Annotated in this window: 15 protein-coding genes and 2 pseudogenes; 8 read left to right on the top strand and 9 right to left on the bottom strand. The window is 67.0% G+C overall.

The genetic code is table 11. The features are described 5' to 3' along the window. The first annotated feature begins 249 nt into the window (after positions 1-249). Genes DIE08_RS36345 through DIE08_RS28710 form a run of 3 tightly spaced genes read left to right on the top strand, consistent with a single transcriptional unit; the run spans position 250 to position 1,538 of the window. Complete coding sequence (locus DIE08_RS36345) at positions 250-498, top strand: VOC family protein (RefSeq protein ID WP_260436578.1); 249 nt, start codon at positions 250-252, stop codon at positions 496-498. Between the two features lie 57 nt (positions 499-555). Then, positions 556-741 carry a hypothetical protein gene (locus DIE08_RS36350; RefSeq protein WP_260436579.1) on the top strand — a complete coding sequence of 62 codons (186 nt, stop codon included), beginning with the start codon at positions 556-558 and terminating at the stop codon, positions 739-741. 41 nt (positions 742-782) lie between these two features. Beyond that, complete coding sequence (locus DIE08_RS28710; protein ID WP_124904937.1) at positions 783-1,538, top strand: glucose 1-dehydrogenase; 756 nt, start codon at positions 783-785, stop codon at positions 1,536-1,538. 138 nt (positions 1,539-1,676) lie between these two features. Here the strand turns inward: DIE08_RS28710 and DIE08_RS28715 are convergent, their stop codons facing one another. The 4 genes from DIE08_RS28715 to DIE08_RS28730 all read right to left on the bottom strand — a co-directional run bounded on the left by DIE08_RS28715 (position 1,677) and on the right by DIE08_RS28730 (position 9,413). Continuing rightward, positions 1,677-3,194, bottom strand: coding sequence for a cytosine permease (locus DIE08_RS28715; protein WP_260436580.1), 1,518 nt, complete (start codon positions 3,192-3,194; stop codon positions 1,677-1,679). A 330-nt stretch (positions 3,195-3,524) separates the two neighbouring features. Further along, on the bottom strand, positions 3,525-5,021 hold the full coding sequence (locus DIE08_RS28720) for an efflux transporter outer membrane subunit (RefSeq protein WP_124904941.1): 1,497 nt from the start codon (positions 5,019-5,021) through the stop codon (positions 3,525-3,527). Beyond that, a complete protein-coding gene (locus DIE08_RS28725; protein ID WP_124904943.1) occupies positions 5,018-8,191 on the bottom strand; it encodes an efflux RND transporter permease subunit in 3,174 nt (1,057 codons plus the stop codon). The genes DIE08_RS28720 and DIE08_RS28725 overlap by 4 nt, the downstream gene beginning before the upstream one ends. 13 nt (positions 8,192-8,204) lie before the next feature. Next, the gene (locus DIE08_RS28730) at positions 8,205-9,413 is read right to left on the bottom strand and encodes an efflux RND transporter periplasmic adaptor subunit (protein ID WP_124904945.1); all 1,209 of its coding nucleotides are present in this window, start codon (positions 9,411-9,413) and stop codon (positions 8,205-8,207) included. A gap of 79 nt (positions 9,414-9,492) precedes the next feature. On the opposite strand from DIE08_RS28730, the gene soxR reads away from it, so the two are divergent. Further along, a complete protein-coding gene (gene soxR, locus DIE08_RS28735; protein ID WP_124628937.1) occupies positions 9,493-9,969 on the top strand; it encodes a redox-sensitive transcriptional activator SoxR in 477 nt (158 codons plus the stop codon). Between the two features lie 33 nt (positions 9,970-10,002). Here the strand turns inward: soxR and DIE08_RS28740 are convergent. Then, a pseudogene (locus tag DIE08_RS28740) lies at positions 10,003-10,296 on the bottom strand (SDR family oxidoreductase); the annotation flags it as partial. Positions 10,297-10,299: 3 nt separating this feature from the next. Between DIE08_RS28740 and DIE08_RS36355 the strand changes: the two are divergent. Next, a pseudogene (locus tag DIE08_RS36355) lies at positions 10,300-10,588 on the top strand (LysR substrate-binding domain-containing protein); the annotation flags it as partial. A 24-nt stretch (positions 10,589-10,612) separates the two neighbouring features. Here DIE08_RS36355 and DIE08_RS28750 read toward each other — a convergent pair. Beyond that, positions 10,613-11,266, bottom strand: a complete 654-nt coding sequence (locus DIE08_RS28750) for a TetR/AcrR family transcriptional regulator (protein ID WP_124904947.1) — start codon at positions 11,264-11,266, stop codon at positions 10,613-10,615. Between the two features lie 146 nt (positions 11,267-11,412). Between DIE08_RS28750 and DIE08_RS28755 the strand changes: the two genes are divergently transcribed. Together DIE08_RS28755 and DIE08_RS28760 are read left to right on the top strand one after the other, a co-directional pair. Next, positions 11,413-12,705 carry an NAD(P)/FAD-dependent oxidoreductase gene (locus DIE08_RS28755; RefSeq protein ID WP_124904949.1) on the top strand — a complete coding sequence of 431 codons (1,293 nt, stop codon included), beginning with the start codon at positions 11,413-11,415 and terminating at the stop codon, positions 12,703-12,705. A 44-nt stretch (positions 12,706-12,749) separates the two neighbouring features. After that, entirely contained in the window at positions 12,750-13,148 is a 399-nt protein-coding gene (locus DIE08_RS28760; RefSeq protein ID WP_059608497.1) for a DUF3331 domain-containing protein, read from the top strand. A gap of 29 nt (positions 13,149-13,177) precedes the next feature. Here DIE08_RS28760 and DIE08_RS28765 read toward each other — a convergent pair whose 3' ends face one another. Together DIE08_RS28765 and ggt are read right to left on the bottom strand one after the other, a co-directional pair. Further along, positions 13,178-14,506, bottom strand: a complete 1,329-nt coding sequence (locus tag DIE08_RS28765) for a dicarboxylate/amino acid:cation symporter (protein ID WP_124628929.1) — start codon at positions 14,504-14,506, stop codon at positions 13,178-13,180. Between the two features lie 217 nt (positions 14,507-14,723). After that, on the bottom strand, positions 14,724-16,475 hold the full coding sequence (gene ggt / locus DIE08_RS28770; protein WP_124628927.1) for a gamma-glutamyltransferase: 1,752 nt from the start codon (positions 16,473-16,475) through the stop codon (positions 14,724-14,726). Between the two features lie 364 nt (positions 16,476-16,839). Here ggt and DIE08_RS28775 point away from each other — a divergent pair, with 364 nt between their 5' ends. After that, positions 16,840-17,718: a MurR/RpiR family transcriptional regulator gene (locus DIE08_RS28775; RefSeq protein ID WP_124904951.1), complete on the top strand. Its 879-nt coding sequence runs from the start codon at positions 16,840-16,842 to the stop codon at positions 17,716-17,718. 441 nt (positions 17,719-18,159) lie between these two features. Here DIE08_RS28775 and DIE08_RS28780 read toward each other — a convergent pair. Beyond that, positions 18,160-18,716, bottom strand: a 557-nt coding sequence (locus DIE08_RS28780) for an AAA-associated domain-containing protein (protein WP_185633844.1), incomplete at its 5' end; no start/stop codon positions are given.

The raw sequence follows: 18,716 nt of genomic DNA on the forward strand, positions 1-18,716 counted from the left end.
CGAAAACAGCGGATACGTGACGGTCGAGGGCCCGAACGCGCGATAACGCGCGGAGGCGCCCAATCGCCTCTCCCCCACCGAGCCGTGCCCCCGCGGCTCGTCCGTTTGGATGGCACGAAGCGCCAGGTTTGTTGTCATCATGGCCGTCATTCGTCGCATGTCGCATCGAACGGCGCCGCGCATGCTCGCGCCCCCGCCACGGAGACACCATGAACACCCCCGTCCTCGGCACAGTCGACCAGATCGGCTATGTGGTTGCCGATCTCGACCGCAGCATCACGCGCTGGCGCCCGCTACGATGCGATCCCGTCGACCGTGTCCGGCGACGTGCGTCTCGGCGGCCGCTACCGCGGTGAAGCGGCGACGGTCACGATCGATGTCGGTCTCTCGTATCCCGGCAACCTGCAGTTCGAACTGATCCACGTGACGAACGATGCCCCGTCGCCGTACCGCGACATGCACGGGCAACCGCTCGCGGGCCTGCATCACGTCGCATGAGCGGTCGACGATCTCGATGCCGCGGTTGCGCAGCTCACGGCGCTTGATCTGCGCGTCGTGTTCGAAGCGCGCAACCCGGACACGCGCGTCTCCCTCCTCGACGACGCCGACGATCCCGGCGTGCGCGTAGAAGTGATCGAACGCGCCGGCATGCGCGACTCGATCGCGCGCGGCATCGCCGAAGCACGCGCACGGGATGGCACCGATCCGGTCCGCATCATCGACGCGTCGGCCGCCGCATGAGCGGGCTCGTGCGTCCCCTTTCACTCACAGGAGAAAACACGATGAAACGACTCGAAGGCAAGGTGGCGCTGATCACGGGCGGTGCCCGCGGCCAAGGCGAGGCGGAGGCACGCCGATTCGTAGCCGAAGGCGCACGCGTGGTGATCGCCGACGTGCTGGACGACGCCGGACAACGCGTCGCGGCCGAACTCGGCAACGCCGCGCGCTACCAGCATCTCGACGTGACGAACGAAGACGACTGGCACACCGCCGTTCATGCGACGCTCGCGCACTTCGGCCGGCTGGACATCCTCGTGAACAACGCGGCGATCCTGAAGCTCGTGCCGATCGAGTCCTGTTCGCTCGACGACTATCGCAAGGTGATCGACGTGAACCAGGTCGGCTGCTGGCTCGGCATGAAATCGGCACTGGCCGCGCTGAAGGACGCGGGCGGCGGCTCGATCGTCAACGTGTCGTCGACGGCCGGGATGGAAGGCGTGGCCGGCGGCAGCGCGTATGTGGCGAGCAAGTTCGCGGTGCGCGGGATGACGAAGGCCGCCGCGCTCGAGTTCGGCCGCTATGGAATCCGCGTGAACTCGGTCCATCCGGGCGGCATCGACACGGTGATGGCACGCCCGCCGGAATACGCCGATTTCGACCCATCGTCGATCTACAGCGGGCTGCCGATCGCGCGCATCGGCAAACCCGACGAAGTGGCGAGCCTCGTGCTGTTTCTCGCGTCCGACGAATCCGCGTATTGCACGGGCGCGGAATTCATCGTCGACGGCGGGATGCTCGCAGGCAGCACGTTCCACTGATCCGCTGCGGGGTCGACGGACAGGTCAGGCCGCTCATCCGCACCGGCAATCACGGATCCGAAAACGATCATGCCGCCGGCGGCTTTCCCGCGCGGCGGCACGATGGCTACCGAAACGAAGCAGCAAGCGATGCGGCGCTCAATACCCCTTCGGCTGGATCGCCGGCGCGCCGACACCACGCGCCGCCTGCCTGCGGCCGCGCACGAGGAAGCGTCCGTTCGGGCCGTATACACCTTCCGCTTCCGGATGCAGCGTCAGCAACACGAAATACAGCAATCCGCCGACCAGCAGCGACACCGGCACGCTTAGATCGAACTCGCCAGCCAGGTTGCCGAGCGGCCCGACGAACTGGCCCGGCAGGTTCACGAACGACAGCCCGATGAACGCCGCCGGCAGCCACGCGCCCATCGCGCGCAGGTTCCACCCGTGCGTGAACCAGTAGTGGCCGCCGCGCAGCCCGCGGTTGAACACCTGCAGGTCGTCGGCGAGATAGAAGCCGCGACGCGTTACGTAGCCGATCACCATGATCGCCATCCACGGGCAGCTGAACGTGTCGATCAGCGTCGAGAACGTCGCGACGCTTTCGACGAGGTTGAACCAGAAACGGCCGACGAAAATGAATGCGATCGCGATCGTGCCGATCAGCAGCGTCGCACGCACACGATTCAGGAAGCGCGGAAACATGCTCGACACGTCGAGGCCCGTGCCGTACAGCGCGGTCGTGCCGGTCGACATCCCGCCAATGATCGCGATCAGGCACATCGGCAGCAGGAACCAGCGCGGCGACACGGCGAGCAGCCCACCGACGTAGTCGTTCGATGCGATGAACGCGGGCGCCTTCGACGCGATGATCGTCGCGGTCGCCAGGCCGAAGAAGAACGGCACGAAGGTCGCGATCTGCGCAGCGAACACGGCGCCCATCACGCGCCGCTTCGGCGTCTGTTGCGGGATGTAGCGCGCCCAGTCGCCGAGCGTCGACGCGAACGACACAGGGTTGCTCAACGCGACCAGCACCGCGCCGACGAACGCGGCCCAGAAACCTGAACCACCCTGGCTCAGCTTGCCCGCGTAGTTCATGTCGAACATCCCCGCGAACGCGAACAGGCCGGCGACGAACAACAGGCTCGCCGCCCACACGGCGATCTTGTTGACCCACAGCATGAAGCGAAAGCCGTAGATGCAGACGATCAGCACGAGCACCGCGAACACCATGTACGCGGCGCCGAGCGTGAAGCCGTTGACGGGCACGCCGACCATGTTGTGCGCGCCGCCGACGAGCGCGTCGCCCGAGCTCCACACCGCGAGCGAGAAGAACGCGATCGACGTGAGCAGCGCGAGGAACGAACCGACGATCCGGCCGTGGATGCCGAAATGCGCGCCGGACGACACGGGGTCGCTCGTGCCGTTGCGCGGGCCGAACAGGCTCATCGGCGCGAGGATGCAGGTGCCGGCGAGCACGCCGAGCACGATCGCGGCGACGCCCGCCTTGAACGACAGCCCGACCAGCACGGGGAAGCTGCCGAGCACCGATGTGGAAAACGTATTGCAGCCGCCGAACAGCAACCGGAACAGATCGATCGGCCGCGCATAGCGCGATGCGTCGGGAATGCGCTCGAAACCGAACGATTCAACTTGCGTAATCCTGCCTTCAGCCATTTGTCTCCAACTCCTCTGGTGCATCGGTACGGCCTGCGACTTCGGTCATACGACACATCGTCATCAATTTGCGGCCACTCTAAACCGGATCGGGCGGCGCAAATATCACGCATTCGAGACGTTTACGACGAAGGAGAACAATGTTTCGCGGCGGGAAATCGTCCGTTTGCCGCGCCGCGCATGCGGTGCGGGCGATTGCGGTGCCGGCGATGCAAGGCAGGTGCGACGGCGAGGCGCGGGGCTGCCGTCAGCGGACACCGGGTCGGCGCTCCGCCCCCAGTTGAACGGCGGGCGGACGAACCGCGCCAGCCTGCCTCGCGGCCCGGCGTGCTACTGCACCGATCGCGCGACCGGCCCCGGTGCGGCCTGCGCCGTTCCCGCCGGCCAGCCTCCCGCGAGCGCCTTGTACAGCACGACCGTCGACGCCGCGCTGCGCATCCGCCCGTCGGCCGCCGCGTCCTGCGCCTGCAGCAGCGTCCGCTGCGCGTCGAGCACTTCGTAATAGTCGATCGCGCCCGCCGAGAAGCGCGCCTGCGCAAGTTGCGCCGCACGTGCGCTGTCGTCCGCCGCCCGCACGAGGTGCGCGGTCTCGTCCCGCGTGCGGGCAACGCGCAGCAGCGCGTTCTCGGTTTCCTCCAGTGCGCCGAGCACAGTCTGCCGGTACTGCGCGAGCTGGCCGGCCGCCTCCGCGTCGCTCGCCGCGATCCGCGCGCGCACGCGGCCTACGTCGAGGAACGACCAGTCAACGCCGAGCGCGATCAAGTTCGTGTCGCTGCCCGCACGGAAGAACCCGTAGCTGCTCGTCGCGCTGCCGAGCAGCCCCGACAACGTAAAGCGCGGAAACAGGTCGGCCGTCGCGACGCCGACCCGCGCGGTCGCCGCGTGCAGCCGTGCCTCGGCAGCCGCGACATCGGGGCGCCTGCGCAGCAGGTCGCCCGGCGTGCCGGGATCGATGTCGGCGGCAAGCGCCGGCAGCGGCACCGGCGTGCCTTTCGATGCGTCGTCGTTCGGGATGTCGAACCGGCCGATCAGCGCATCCGGCGTCTGTCCGGTCAGCACCGCGAGCCGGTGCTCGTCGACGCCGATCGCCGATTCATACACGGCGATCCGCGACATCGTCGATTCGTACTGTGCGCGCGCACGCGCCGCATCGAGCTCGGAACCGCGCCCCGCGCCGACGCGCGCATTGATCAGCGCGAGCGTCTGCTTCTGGTTGTCGGCGTTCTCGCGTGCGATCCGCAGCCGCTCCTGCGAGCCGCGCAGATCCACGTACGTGCTCGCGACCTCGCCCGCGATCACGACACGCACCGCGCGTACGTCGGCCGCGCTCGCGGCCGTTTCCGCGCGCTGTGACTCGATCGACCTGCGCACGCGTCCGAACAGGTCCAGTTCCCACGCCGCGTTGATCCCGACATTGGATATCGGCGTATCGCGCTGGCTGCGCGGTGCGCCGAACGCCTGGTCCTTGCTCATTAGCTGGTGGCCGATCTGGCCGCTCGCGGTAATCGTCGGATAGCGGTCGAACGTGGCATGCGACAGCAACGCGTTCGACGCGTCGTAGCGCGAGACGGCGACCTGCAGGTCGTGGTTCGCCGCGAGCGCCGAGTCGATCAGCTGCGTCAGCGCCGGATCGCCGAAGCCGCCCCAGAACGTGGCATCGGCAACAGCCGACGCGTCCGGCGACGTCGCGTCCTGCGTGTCCGGATGCGCGTCGCGTGCGAAGCGCGCGGCAGCCGCCGTGTCTGGCCGTTTGAAATCGGGGCCGACCGCGCACGCGGCGAGCGTCAACGACATCACGAGCGCGGAAAGACGGAACGCGGCGCTCATTGGTTTTCTCCTTCGAGGGTGCCGTGCTGTTCGCTCCACACGGCCGGCGTGCCGCCCGCGAGCTTGCGGATCGCCACATAGAACACGGGCGTCAGGAACAGCCCGAACAACGTGACGCCGAGCATCCCGGCGAACACGGTGACGCCGGTGGCCGCTCGCACCTCGCTGCCCGCGCCGCTGCCGATCAACAGCGGCACCGCGCCCGCGATGAACGCGACCGACGTCATCACGATCGGCCGCAACCGCAGCCTGCACGCCTCGAGCGCGGCTTCGATCACGCCCTTGCCCTGGATTTCAAGCTCGCGCGCGAACTCGACGATCAGGATCGCGTTCTTGCACGCGAGGCCCATCAGCACGACGAGACCGACCTGCACGAACACGTTGTTGTCGCCGCCGGAAAGCCATACGCCGAACAGCGCCGCGCACATGCATACCGGCACGATCAGGATCACCGCGAGCGGCAGCGTCCAGCTCTCGTACAGCGACGCGAGCACCAGGAACACGAGCATCACCGCGAGCGGGAACACGACGATCGCCGCGTTGCTCTGCGTGACCTGCTGATAGCTGAGGTCGGTCCATTCGAGCGTGATGCCCGGCGGCAGCACGTCCTTCGCGATCTGCTGCAGCTTCGCGATCGCCTGCGACGACGACATCGCCTTCGGGTCCGCGTCGCCGATCAGGTCCGCAGCCGGATAGCCGTTGTAGCGGACGACCGGATCCGGCCCGTACGCGGGCACGACCGTCACCATCGAGCCGATCGGCACCATCTCGCCCTTCGCGTTGCGGGTGCGCAGATTCGCGATGTCGGCGGCCGTCTGCCGGTGACCGGCATCCGCTTGCGCCATCACGCGGTACACGCGGCCAAACAGGTTGAAGTCGTTCACGTACATCGAGCCGAGATAGACCTGCAGCGTGCTGAACAGGTCGGTCAGCGAGACGCCCTGCGCCTTCGCCTTCAACCGGTCGACCTTCATCTCGAGTTGCGGGATGTTCGCCTGGTACGAGCTGACCGGGTAGCTCATCCCCGGCGTCTTCGCGACCGCGGCCTGGAACGCGGTGAGCGCGTTCTGCAAGGCGCCGTAGCCCAGCCCGCCGCGATCCTCCAGGTACAGCGAATAGCCCGAGCCATTGCCGAGCCCCTGGATCGGCGGCGGCATCAGCGCATAGGTAATGCCGCCACCGATGGCCGAGAAGCGCGCGTTCAGGTCCGCGTTGATTTCCGCGGCGCTGCGGTGGCGCTGGTCGAACGGCTTCAGGATCACGTACGAGTTTGTGATGTTCGGCGTGTTCACGCCCTGCAACGCGTTCAGCCCGGCGAACGCCGGCACTATCTCGACACCGTCGGTGCCGAGCGCAACCTTCGTCATCTGCTCGGTCACCTCGCTGGTGCGCGCGAGCGATGCGCCTTCCGGCAACTTCGCGCCCGCGAACAGGTACAGCTTGTCCTGCACGGGGATGAAACCGCCCGGCACCGCGTTGAACAGCAGCGCGGTCGCCGCGAGCAGCACCGCATAGACGGCGAACACCACGCCGCGCCGCTTCAGCGCGCGACCGACGACGCCGTGATAGCGTTCGGAGCTGCGCTCGAAGAAGCGGTTGAACGGATGGAACAGCCAGCCGAACGCGCGGTCGAGCCCACGCGCGAGCGCATCCTTCGGCGTGCCGTGCGGGCGCAGCAGCTTCGCGGCGAGTGCGGGCGACAGCGTCAGCGAATTGATCGCGGAGATCACCGTCGAGATCGCGATCGTCACCGCGAACTGCCTGTAGAACTGGCCGGTCACGCCCGACATGAACGCCATCGGCACGAACACCGCGCACAGCACGAGCGCGATCGCGACGATCGGCCCCGACACCTCGCGCATCGCCTGATGCGCGGCGTCGCGCGGGCTCAGCCCCTGTGCGATGTTGCGCTCGACGTTCTCGACCACCACGATCGCATCGTCGACGACGATCCCGATCGCGAGCACGAGCCCGAACAGCGTCAGCGTGTTGATCGAATAGCCGAGCAGATAGAGCCACGCGAACGTGCCGACCACCGATACCGGCACCGCGACGAGCGGGATGATCGACGCGCGCCACGTCTGCAGGAACAGGACCACGACGAGCACGACCAGCACGACGGCCTCGATCAGCGTGTGCTGCACCGCGCCGATCGATTCGCGCACGAACACGGTCGGATCCCACACCGGGCGATACGCGATGCCCGGCGGGAAACGCTTCGACAACTCGTCGAACTTCGCATACACGGCCTTCGCGACCTCGAGCGCGTTCGCGCCCGGCGACAGGAAGATGCCGACCACGGCCGAATGCCGGTCGTTGAAATACGAGCGCAGCGTGTAGTCGCCCGCGCCGAGCTCGACGCGCGCGACGTCGGATAGCTTCACGACCTGGCCGTCGTCGCCGTTGCGCAGCACGATGTCGCCGAATTCCTGCACCGTGCGCAGCCGGCCGCGCACATTGATCGACAGCAGGAAGTCGTTCTTCTTCGGCGTCGGCTCCGCACCCAGTTGGCCAGCCGATACCTGCACGTTCTGCTCGCGCACCGCGGCGATCACGTCGCTCGCGGTCAGCCCGCGCGATGCCAGCCGGTTCGGGTCGAGCCAGAGCCGCATCGCGTAGTCGCCGGAGCCGTATACGCCGACATCGCCGATGCCGGTCAGGCGCGACAGCTCGTCCTTCACGTTCAACGTCAGGTAGTTGCGCAGGTACAGCGAATCGCGGCTGTTGTCTGGCGAATAGAGGCTCACGTACATCAGCGGCGTCGGCGACTGCTTCTGCGTGGTCACGCCGTACTGGCGCACCTCGTCGGGCAGGCGCGACAGCGCCTGGCTCACGCGGTTCTGCACGCGCACGGCGGCCGTGTCGGGATCGACGCCCTGCAGGAAGGTGACGACGACCTGCAGGCTGCCATCCGAGCCCGCGACCGACTTCATGTACATGATCCCTTCGACGCCGTTGATCGCTTCCTCCAGCGGCTCGGCGACCGATTCGGCGATTTCCTTCGGGTTCGCGCCCGGGTACGTCGCACGCACCACGACGCTCGGCGGCACGACTTCCGGATATTCGCCGGCCGGCAGCATCGGGATCGAGATCAGGCCGAGCGCAAAGATGACGATCGACAGCACGACCGCGAAGATCGGCCGGTCAATGAAGAATCGGGAAAAATCCATCGCAGGGCTCCCGTTATTGCGCGACCGGCGCGCCGGCGTCGGCCACGGCCTGCATGCCGCTGCCCGGCCCGGTGCCCGCGTCCGCATGCACGGCCAGCGCCTTCGGCTTCACCTGCGCACCTGGATAGTAGATTCGCTGCACGCCGTCGACGACCACGCGATCGCCTGGCTGCAGCCCCTTCTCGACGATCCGCTCGCCGTCCAGCACACGGCCGATCGTCACGTCGCGACGCAGCGCCTTGTCGCCGGCGCCGATCACGTATACGTACTTGCGATCCTGGTCGGTGAGCACCGCCTTGTCGTCGACGAGCAGCGCGTCCTGGTCGCGGCCGCTGACGAGCTGTACCCGCGCATAGAGGCCCGGCGTGAACGTGTGGTCCGCGTTCGGCAGCCGCACGCGTGCACGGATCGTGCCGGTTTGCGGATCGAGCCGGTTGTCGAGGAAATCGACGGTGCCCGCGTGCGGGAAGCCCGTCTCGTTCGCGAGGCCCACGCGCACCGGGTCCGCGCCGATCGCCCGATTCTTCCGGTCGGCGCGCCGCGCGTTGTAGCGCAGGTAGCTCTGCTCGTCGCAGTCGAAATAGACGTAGACGGGGTCCTGCGACACGACCGTCGTCAGCAGCGTCTCGTCCGCGCGCGCGAGGTTGCCGGCGGTCGCGATCGCGCGGCCGACTCGCCCGCCGATCGGCGAACGCACTTCGGTGAAGCCGAGATTGAGCTTCGCGTCCGCGACGGCCGCGTCGGCCGCCCGCAGGTCGGCGCGCGCCTGCTCCGCGGTCGAGCGCGCGTTGTCGAGTTCTTCCTGGGAGGTTGCATGCGCATCGATCAGCGTCCGCACGCGCTTGAGCTGTACATCGGCGAGGCTCGCGGCCGCGCGCGCCCGCTGCTGCTGCGCGTTCGCGCGGTCGAGCGCGATCCGGTACGGGCGTGGATCGATCTCGAACAGCACCGCGCCCTGCGCGACCAGGTCGCCCTCCTTGTACGCGATGCGCTGCAGATAGCCGCTCACGCGCGGTCGCAACTCGACCGCGTCGACCGCTTCGACGCGTCCGTTGAATTCGTCCGCGAGGCGGACCGTGCGCGGCGCGACGGTCGTCACGCCGACTTCGGGCAGAGGATGGACCGACGATTCGCCTTTGCCGTCATGACAGCCCGACAACGTCAGCAGCAATGCGCAGGCGGCGCTCAAAGGCGACGTCCTGCCTGGGGATAAGAAGAGCATGATGCCTCGCGACGGGTTAAACTGCCGCGTAGCATAAAAGTTGAAGTTAACTTCAAGTCAAGCTTTCCCGGAGGGCGTCATGGGTATCGACGAAACCACGCAATGGCCGCTGATGTCGATCCGCGAAGTAGCCGCGCGCAGCGGCGTGCCGGCATCGACGCTGCGCTTCTACGAGAAGCGCGGGCTTATCAAGTCGCACCGCAACGGCTCGAGCCATCGTCACTATTCGCGTGCGGTGCTGCGACTGATCGCGTTCATCGTGTTCGCGCAGAAGATCGGCTATTCGCTCGACGAGATCGCCGAGCAACTCGTGAGCCTGCCGGAAGACACCGCGCCGACGAACAAGGACTGGCAGCGGCTGTCGCGCGGCTGGAAGCAGCGCGTCGCGAACCGGATCGAGGAGTTGCAGCGGCTCTACATCAACCTCGACGAATGCATCGGCTGCGGCTGCCTGTCGCTGAAGCGCTGCAAGCTGACGAACCCGGAAGACCGCGCGGGCCGCAACGGGCCTGGCGCGCGGCGCTGGCTCGGCGATGCGCCGCCGGATCTCGACTGATGCGCGCGGCCGGCACCACATTGCCCCCTCACCTCAACCGACGCGCCAACCACCGTTCACCGCGATCGTCGCGCCGGTGACGAACGACGCACGCGGCCCGGCGAGCCACGCGACCGCGTCCGCGATGTTGTCCGGATGGCCAGCGCGGCCGGCCGGCGTCTGCTCGCGGATGGTCGCCGCGATGGCCGGCGCGACGCCACCGTCGCCGAAGAAGCGCGTCTCGGCGATGTAACCGGGCGCAACCGTATTGACCGTTGCACCGCGCGGCCCGAGTTCGCGCGCGAGCGCGACGGTGAACCCTTCGACGCCGGCCTTCGCCGCCGCGTACTCGTGACGGCGTGCGCGCAGGCGGGCTTCGCACCGCGCGTGGTCCAGCAGCCGCGCCAGATGCAGACGACGGCCGGGCTGGTCCCGGTCGGCATCGGCGTCGCGCTGATGCCGCGCCTGTTCGTGCCGATGCAGCCGCAATATATTTCGCTATGCGAACTGACTGGCACGTGCAGCCCGCTCGCGTACGAGCTGGCGATCGCGTACCGCACGCCGCCGTCCGCTCGTCGATGCGCTGCGCGAAAGCGCGCGTAACGCGGTACACGAACTTGGGCTGATTGCGGCGACGTGACCGCGCGCATCGCGCGCGCGGCGCTCAATCGCCGAGGATGTTGAGCGCGACCGCGAGCACGGCCTGCCTGAATTCAGGCTGCCGCGCGGGCAGCGACGTGAACTCCCGCATCATGTGGCTGTACGACACGGTCATGCCGATCGCGCTCGCGATCATGAAGAACAGCACGTTCGGGTCCGCCGCCCGAATCTCGCCGGCCTCCACCGCTTCCGCCAGCAGCGGGAACATCACCTCGTGATACGGGCGCACGAGCCGCTCCTGCAGCCGGTCGAGCCGCGCGCCCTCCTCGGTCGCCGCCGTCGAGAAGAACATGCCCATGTCGGGCTCGTCGAATTCGTGATCGACGCACAGCTCGAGCGCGCGCCGTACGCGCTCGCGATGCGGCAGCGACGACGTGCGCAATGCACGCAGCGCGTCGAACATCGGTTGGGCCAGCTCGACGATCTGCTCGACGACCGCCAGCCACAACGTTTCCTTCGTGCCGAAGTGATGGGCGATCAACGCCGCGTCGATGCCCAGCTCGCGCGCGACTTCGCGCACGCTCGTCGCGTCGTAGCCGCGCTTCGCAAACGTGCGGCGCGCGGCGCGCAGTATCACGTCCGGACCGACGGATGCGTCCGCCAGCGGCCGCCCGCGCGTACGCCGCTTCGACGGCGCGCGCTCAGTGACTTCAGCCACGTTTTCCTGCTCCCCTTGAATGGTTCGAATGCCCGCGTTCGGGCCCGGTTTCATGTCCCCGGCATTGGACGGCCGCCCCGCTCCGTTGACACGCGAAGCCGGGAAGCGCTAGGATCATACCTTATTCATCACGTGATGATTTATCCATGACAACCCCTACACGCATCGTCATCGTCGGCGGCGGAATCGCCGGGCTGCAGCTCGCGACCCGTCTGGGCGAGCGCCTCGGCCGGTCCGGGCGGGCGCAGGTCACGGTTGTCGACCGCAGTCCGACGCACATCTGGAAGCCGATGCTGCACACGATCGCGGCCGGTACGCGCGACGTCCAGCAGCAGCAGGTGATCTTCCTCGCCCATGCACGCGACCACGGCTGCACGTACCAGCCCGGCGAACTGAAGGGGCTCGATCGCGCACGCCGCCGTGTGCAGCTCGGCGAAATCCGCTCGCAGGACGGCGAACTCGTGCTCGAGGCACGCGAACTCGAATACGACGTGCTGATCCTCGCGCTCGGCAGCCAGGCCAACGATTTCGGCGTACCGGGCGTGCGCGAGCACTGCTACTTCATCGACAGCCAGCAGCAGGCCGAGACCTTCAACGAAGCGTTGCGGATGCGCGTCTTTCGCAGCATCGCGCGCGACGAGCCGTTCCGCGTCGCGATCGTCGGCGCGGGCGCAACCGGCGTGGAACTCGCGGCGGAGCTGAGCCGCCTGCTGGAAGTGGCGCAGGCCTATGGCGACGCGACGGTGCGCGAGCGGCTGCAGCTCACGCTGCTCGAAAGCGGTCCGCGCATCCTCGCCGCGTTTCCGCCGAGGATTTCCGCGTCGGCGCAGCGGCGGCTCGAACAGATCGGCTTTCACGTGCTGACGTCGACCCGCGTCACGTCGGCCGACGCGAACGGCTTCCACTACGGCGACGGTTCGTTCGCCGAAGCGGACCTGATGGTCTGGGCGGCCGGCGTGAAGGCGCCCGATCTCATGCAGGCGCTCGGCGGGCTCGATACGAACCGCGCGAACCAGATCGTCGTCGGGCCGACGCTGCAGGCCACGGGCGACGAGCACGTGTTCGCGATCGGCGATTGCGCGAGCCTGTTGCCCGACGGCCACGAACGGCCGCTGCCGCCGACCGCGCAGGTCGCGACGCAGCAGGCCGAGCATCTCGCGAAGCACCTGCCCGCCTGGCTCGACGGCACGCCGATTCCGCCGTTCGCATTCCACGATTTTGGCTCGCTCGTGTCGATCAGCGACTACGACGCGTTCGGCACGCTCGGGCAGTTCGGGTTCTTTCGCGGCGGCTTCATCCAGGGGCGCTTCGCGCAGTTCAGCCACCTGATGCTCTACCGGCGGCACCAGCAGGCGCTGCACGGCTTCTCCAAGGCGACCCTGCTGTGGATCGCCGAGCGGATCAACGGCTGCGCGCAGCCGCGCATCCGCCTGTCGTGATGCCGCGTATGGCGGTGTCGCGCAACGTTTCGAGGAAAACTGACATGAACAACCGTTTAGCGCCCTGGCTCGTGACCGTCGCCGCGATCGGCAGCTTCGACATGCCGTCCGTCTCGTGGGGCGTGCCGCGGCGGCGCAGCGTCACGCGCGACCGGCTGCCGTCGTGGGACGCGACGAGCAAGCCGACGATCAGCGTGCTCGAGCGGCCCACGGCCGACACCGTGATGATTTCGTGGCGCGACGCATGCACCGGGCACTACGGTTATCAGAAGTGGCGGCTGTTCACCACGCGCAAGCGCGGCGTGTGCGCACTGTCGGGGCAGCCGATCGAGATCGGCGACAGCGTCTATGCGCCGCAACTGCTCGGCTCGGCGCCGGGCAACGCCGCCGCGATGGTGCTGGCGGCGTGCATCGACGCGGCCCGCCCCGCCGAAGCGGCCTGAAGACCGGGCATTCGACCCGGGATTGCGCTTCAGGCAGCGGTGACGCGATCCGCGTCGCGGACCGCCTCGTTCATCCGTGCTTCGGCTTCCGCATCCAGTCGTGCCGCATTCGCGTCGGCTTCCGCTTCCGACATCAGCTCACCTTCCCACTTCGCGACCACGGCGCTCGCGATCGAGTTGCCCACCGCATTCGTGGCCGAGCGGCCCATGTCGAGGAACGTGTCGACACCGAGGATCAGCAGCAGCCCGGCTTCCGGAATGTCGAACTGGTGCAACGTCGCCGCGATCACGACGAGCGATGCGCGCGGCACGCCGGCCATCCCCTTCGACGTCAGCATCAGTACGAGCAGCATCGTGATCTGCGTGCCGAGCGACAGGTGGATGTTGTACGCCTGTGCGATGAACAGCGACGCGAACGTGCAGTACATCATCGAACCGTCGAGGTTGAACGAATAACCCATCGGCATCACGAAGCTCGAGATCTTGCGGCGCACGCCGAAACGGTCGAGCGCGTCGAGGATCTTCGGATACGCGGCCTCGGAGCTGGCCGTCGCGAACGACAGCATGAACGCTTCCTTGATCAGCACCAGCAGCTTGAATACGCGACGGCCGAGGAACAGCAGGCCGGCGATCACGAGCGTGCTCCACAGCAGGAACAGACTCACGTAGAAGTCGCCCATGAACACCGCGAACTTCAGCAGGATCGACAGCCCGTTGATCGCGACGGTCGACGCCATCGCCGCCAGCACCGCGAGCGGCGCGAGCTTCATCACGTAGCCGGTGATCTTCAGCATCACGTGCGCGAGCTGGTCGATCGCGGCGACGAGGATCTTGCCGCGTTCGCCGAGCGCCGCGAGCGCCACGCCGAAGAACATCGAGAACACGACGATCTGCAGGATCTCGTTGTTCGCCATCGCCTCGGCGATCGACTTCGGCACCATGTGACTGACGAAATCCTTCAGCGTGAACTTCGACGTCGCGAGATGCGCGGACGCGCCTATGTCCGGCAGCGGCAGGCCGAGGTTCTCGCCGGGCCGCAGCAGGTTCGCCATCAGCAGGCCCAGCAGCAGCGAGATCAGCGACGCGGTGACGAACCAGCCGAACGCCTTCACGAACACGCGCCCGACCGACGATGCGTCGCCCATGTGCGCGATGCCGACGACGAGCGTCGAGAACACCAGCGGGCCGATCACCATCTTGATCAGCCGCAGGAACACGTCGGACACGAGCGAGATGTAGCCGGCGATCTCGGTCGCCGACTGCTTGTCCGGAAACTGCGTATAGATCATGTAGCCGATGAAGATGCCGGCCGCCATCGCGAGCAGGATCCAGCCTGCCGCAGACATTCGTTTGTTCATAACGGAGCTCGACGCACGGTGCGGGAGTGGGAGAAAAAGGCGCGCGCCGGTGCCGTGCCACGATGCGCGCCGCGGGCCGGTCGGACCCGGCATGCCGGGCACCTGCCACGCTCGATACTGTGGAAGTCCGCGAACGGACGCGCTGTTCGCCGTGCCGGCGTTCGCCCGATCGCGAACGCCGGTTGCAGCCCTTCAGCGCGGCGCGACCGCGATCAGGTCAGTACCCGATCGCCGAACCGGCCGGACGGCGCGGATCGTTGACGCCGTAGATGTAGCCGACCCGCACGTTGCCGGACACCGACGAATCGTTGCCCGAACTCTGATGGCTCACCGCCTCCGTGCCGGGCAGGCCGACCAGGATCAGTTCCGCGGCGCCCCACGGCGTCTGCTCGACCATCTTGTAGCCCATGTTGCGCAGGATCGCGAGCGTGTCCGGCGAGAGGCCGCGGGTCTCGTAATAGACCTCGTCCGGCAGCCATTGATGATGGACGCGCGGCGCACCGACCGCATCCTGCGGCGTCATCCCGTAGTCGATCACGTTCAGCACGGTCTGCAGCGTGATCGTGATGATCCGCGAGCCGCCCGGCGAGCCGACCACCATGAACACCTTGCCGTCCTTCTTCACGATCGTCGGCGCCATCGACGACAGCGGGCGCTTGCCCGGCGCGATCGAGTTGCGCGTACCCTGCACGAGGCCGAACAGGTTCTGCGCGCCGACCTTCACGGTGAAGTCGTCCATCTCGTCGTTCAGGAAGAAGCCCGTGCCCGGTGCGATCACCACGGCGCCGAAGCGGCCGTTGACCGTGTAGGTCGTCGACACCGCGTTGCCGTCGCGGTCGATGATCGAATAATGCGTCGTCTCCGGCTTCTCGTGCACGCCGACGCCCGGCTGCACGTCGACCGAAGCCGTCGCCATGTCGCCGCTGATCTGCTTGCGGATCTCGGCCGCATATTGCTTGCTCGTCAGCTTCGCGACCGGATTGTCGATGAAGTTCGGGTCGCCGAGCAACGTGTTGCGGTCTTCGTACGCATGACGCATCGCCTCGGTCATGAAATGGACGACCGACGCAGACTGGTAACCCAGCTTCCGCAGGTCATAGCCTTCGAGCACGTTCAGCGTCTCGCACATCGTCACGCCGCCCGAGCTAGGCGGCGGCGCCGACACGAACTCGTAGCCGCGATACGTGCAGGTGAGCGGCGTGACGTCCTGCGCACGATACGACGCGAAATCGGCTGCCGTGATCACACCGCCGCCGCGCTTCGACGCCGCTTCGACGATCTTCGGGATCTCGCCGTGGTAGAACGCTTCGGGGCCCTGCTCCGCGATACGCTCGAGCGTGCGCGCCAGGTCCTTCTGCACCAGGCGGTCGCCCGGCTGCAGCGGCGAGCCGTCCGGACGCAGGAAGATGCGCGCGGCTTCCGGATCCTTCCTGAAGCGCTCGATCGTCGTGTCGAGGATGTCCGTATCGCCGCGCGTCAGTACGAAGCCGTCGCGCGCGAGCCGGATCGCCGGCTCCATCACCTGCCTGCGCGTCAGCTTGCCGTACTTGCGCTGCGCGAGGTCGAGGCCCGCGACCGTGCCCGGCACGCCGACCGCGCGATAGCCGTACAGGCTGTCGCCCGGAATCACGTCGCCCTTCGCATCGAGATACATGTTCGCCGATGCCGCAGCCGGTGCCGTCTCGCGGAAGTTGATGAAGCGGTCGCGGCCGTCGGCCAGATGCAGCGTCATGAAGCCGCCGCCGCCGATGTTGCCGCAGCACGGATTGGTCACCGCTTGCGCGTAGCCGACTGCCACTGCGGCGTCCACCGCGTTGCCGCCCGCCTTCAGGATGTCGACGCCGATCTGCGACGCGAAGTGCTGCGACGACACGACCATGCCGTTCTTCGCTTCCACCGCGGGTTCCGACGCGGCGAGCGCGCATGCGCTCATCGCCGACAACAGGGTGAGTACTACGAGCCGCCTCATGACGGGATCCTCCAGACGAGTAACCGGGCCATGCCCGGATGCGTGACTGGCCCGGAGGCTGGTCGGCGCTGTTGATCCGATATGTAACAAACGATACATTCCGGTGAGGCCGCGATCATAGCATCGGCATTTCCCTGTCAAAACCTAGGGTTATCACTGAATTTTTCGCGAAATACGACGCTTAGACCGGCCACCGAATGTTCGTTTCATTACATATGTGAATGATCGACGCGCAGTGCGATGCGTCCCCGTAACCTTCGATCGCATGCGTGTCGCGCGGTGTCGATGGGCTAACATGCGTGGAGTTGCCGGCAGACGCACGTCTGCCGTTTGTCATTCAGCCAAGAGAAGGTCGGGGTGCCCGATGGGGACAAGCATCAGGGCGTTGCTGCTATCGCAGATGGATAGCTTCACGCCGTCGGAACAGAAGGTCGCGCATGCACTGCTGGATCGCTATCCGAGCCTCGGGCTCGGGCCGATCGCGAGCTTCGCGAAGCAAGCCGAAGTGAGCGACCCGACCGTGTTTCGCTTCGTCGTGCGGATCGGCTTTCCGAACTACTCGTCGTTCCAGCAGGCGCTGTACGACGAGATCGACACCGCGATGAATTCGCCGCTCGCGCGAATGGATGCGTTCCACTCGGAATCCGGAATGCGCGACAGCCATGCGGCGATCTTTCAGCGGCTCTCGCAAGCGCTCGCCACGACGATCGACGGGCTCGACGCGGCGGCATTCGACGACGCGGTGGCGTTGCTGGCCGATCCCGATATCCGCGTTTTGTGCGGCGGCGGCCGCTATACGGCGCCGCTCGCGTCGCTGTTTTCGTTCACGCTCGCCTATGCGCGCCCGCACGTGCAGTACGTCGAGCCGAACGTGAATCTCGCATCGGTGTCGCTGGCCGATATGGGACCGGGCGACGTGCTCGTCATTTTCGATTTTCGCCGCTATCAGAAGGACAGCCTCCGGTTTGCGCAGGCCGCACACCAGCTCGGCGTGCGCGTGCTGCTGATCACCGACGAATGGCGCTCGCCGATCAGCGCGTTCGCCGAGATCGTGCTGCGGATCCAGGGGCGGCCGTTCGCGATGCTGCAGACGAACGTACCCGCGCTCGCGCTCGCCGAAGCGCTCGTGATCGGCGTGACGAACCGGCTTCCTGAACTCGCGCGGCAGCGTATGGAGAAGATCGAAGGGTTGAGTACGGGTGGGGTCGAACGGGAGGCGAATCAGTGGGATTTGCCGGAGTGATGGTTGGGGCCGTGTTCGGACGTTGCGAGCTTTGCCGACACGCCTGCGCCCGGCGCCGCCACCCGCCCTCCCCATCCTGCTTCCGGTTCGCCTCGCCCGTGATCGTAACGTTGCACGCACTGATGACGCGCTTCGCGGTCGCGCTGCTGATATCGCTCTCGCTCACGTAGAGCGGCTGGCCGCCACCGGTATTCTTCCCGCTCGTTGAGCCATGCGTTGCATAGTTGTTCCCGCCATCGCCTACACCGCCGCCCGCACCAACAGGTCGTTGAATTGCTGTCGGGGCGGACGTATTTTCCCTTTGGCTGTTCGGCAGCGAATACGCGGACGGACGCGCCTGAGCGATTCGCTCAGGCGCATCGTAAGAAGCAGCCGTTGCTGGCTTCGATATCTGGCGCTGGTTCAAATCAAAGCCAGGGCTGCCTTACCCATCGACGGGTCTCAACTCTCCACATCCTCGAGACTGAACACCTCGGTCTTGTCGTTGTACGAGAAGACTTCGCCGTAACGGCCCCAGTCGATCACCGCGTCGAGCGTTTCCTCCGCCGCGTCATCCGACAGGAAATCCTCCAGCTCCTGCTCGAAACGCACGCGCGGCGCGCGATGGCCGGGGCGCTCGTTCAGCACCTTCCTGATCCGCGCGGCGAGCGGCACGTGCTTCAGCAGGTGATCGGCGAACATCAGCTTGCGCTCCTGCGTGCCGAATTCCGCGAACACGCGCGCGGGCGGCGTCAGGAACACGTCGCCTTCGCGCACGTCCGCAAAACCGAGGTACTGCAGCACTTCGGCGATCGGAAACAGTTCGTCCACTTCCAGATGCAGCGTGCGTGCGATTTCGGGCATGTCGGCGCGACCGTGATACGGCGCCATCGCGAGCGTCTCGATCAGGCCGGCCATCAGGTTGGTCGACACGCGCGGCATCCAGCTGCCGAGCTCGAGCCCCTTCTTCGTCGCCTCGCCGGTCTGGCGCGCGGTCATCTTCGCGTAGATGTCGTCGA

Origin of the sequence: Burkholderia sp. Bp9004, from assembly GCF_003858025.1 — a bacterium.
Taxonomy (GTDB): Bacteria; Pseudomonadota; Gammaproteobacteria; order Burkholderiales; family Burkholderiaceae; genus Burkholderia; species Burkholderia diffusa.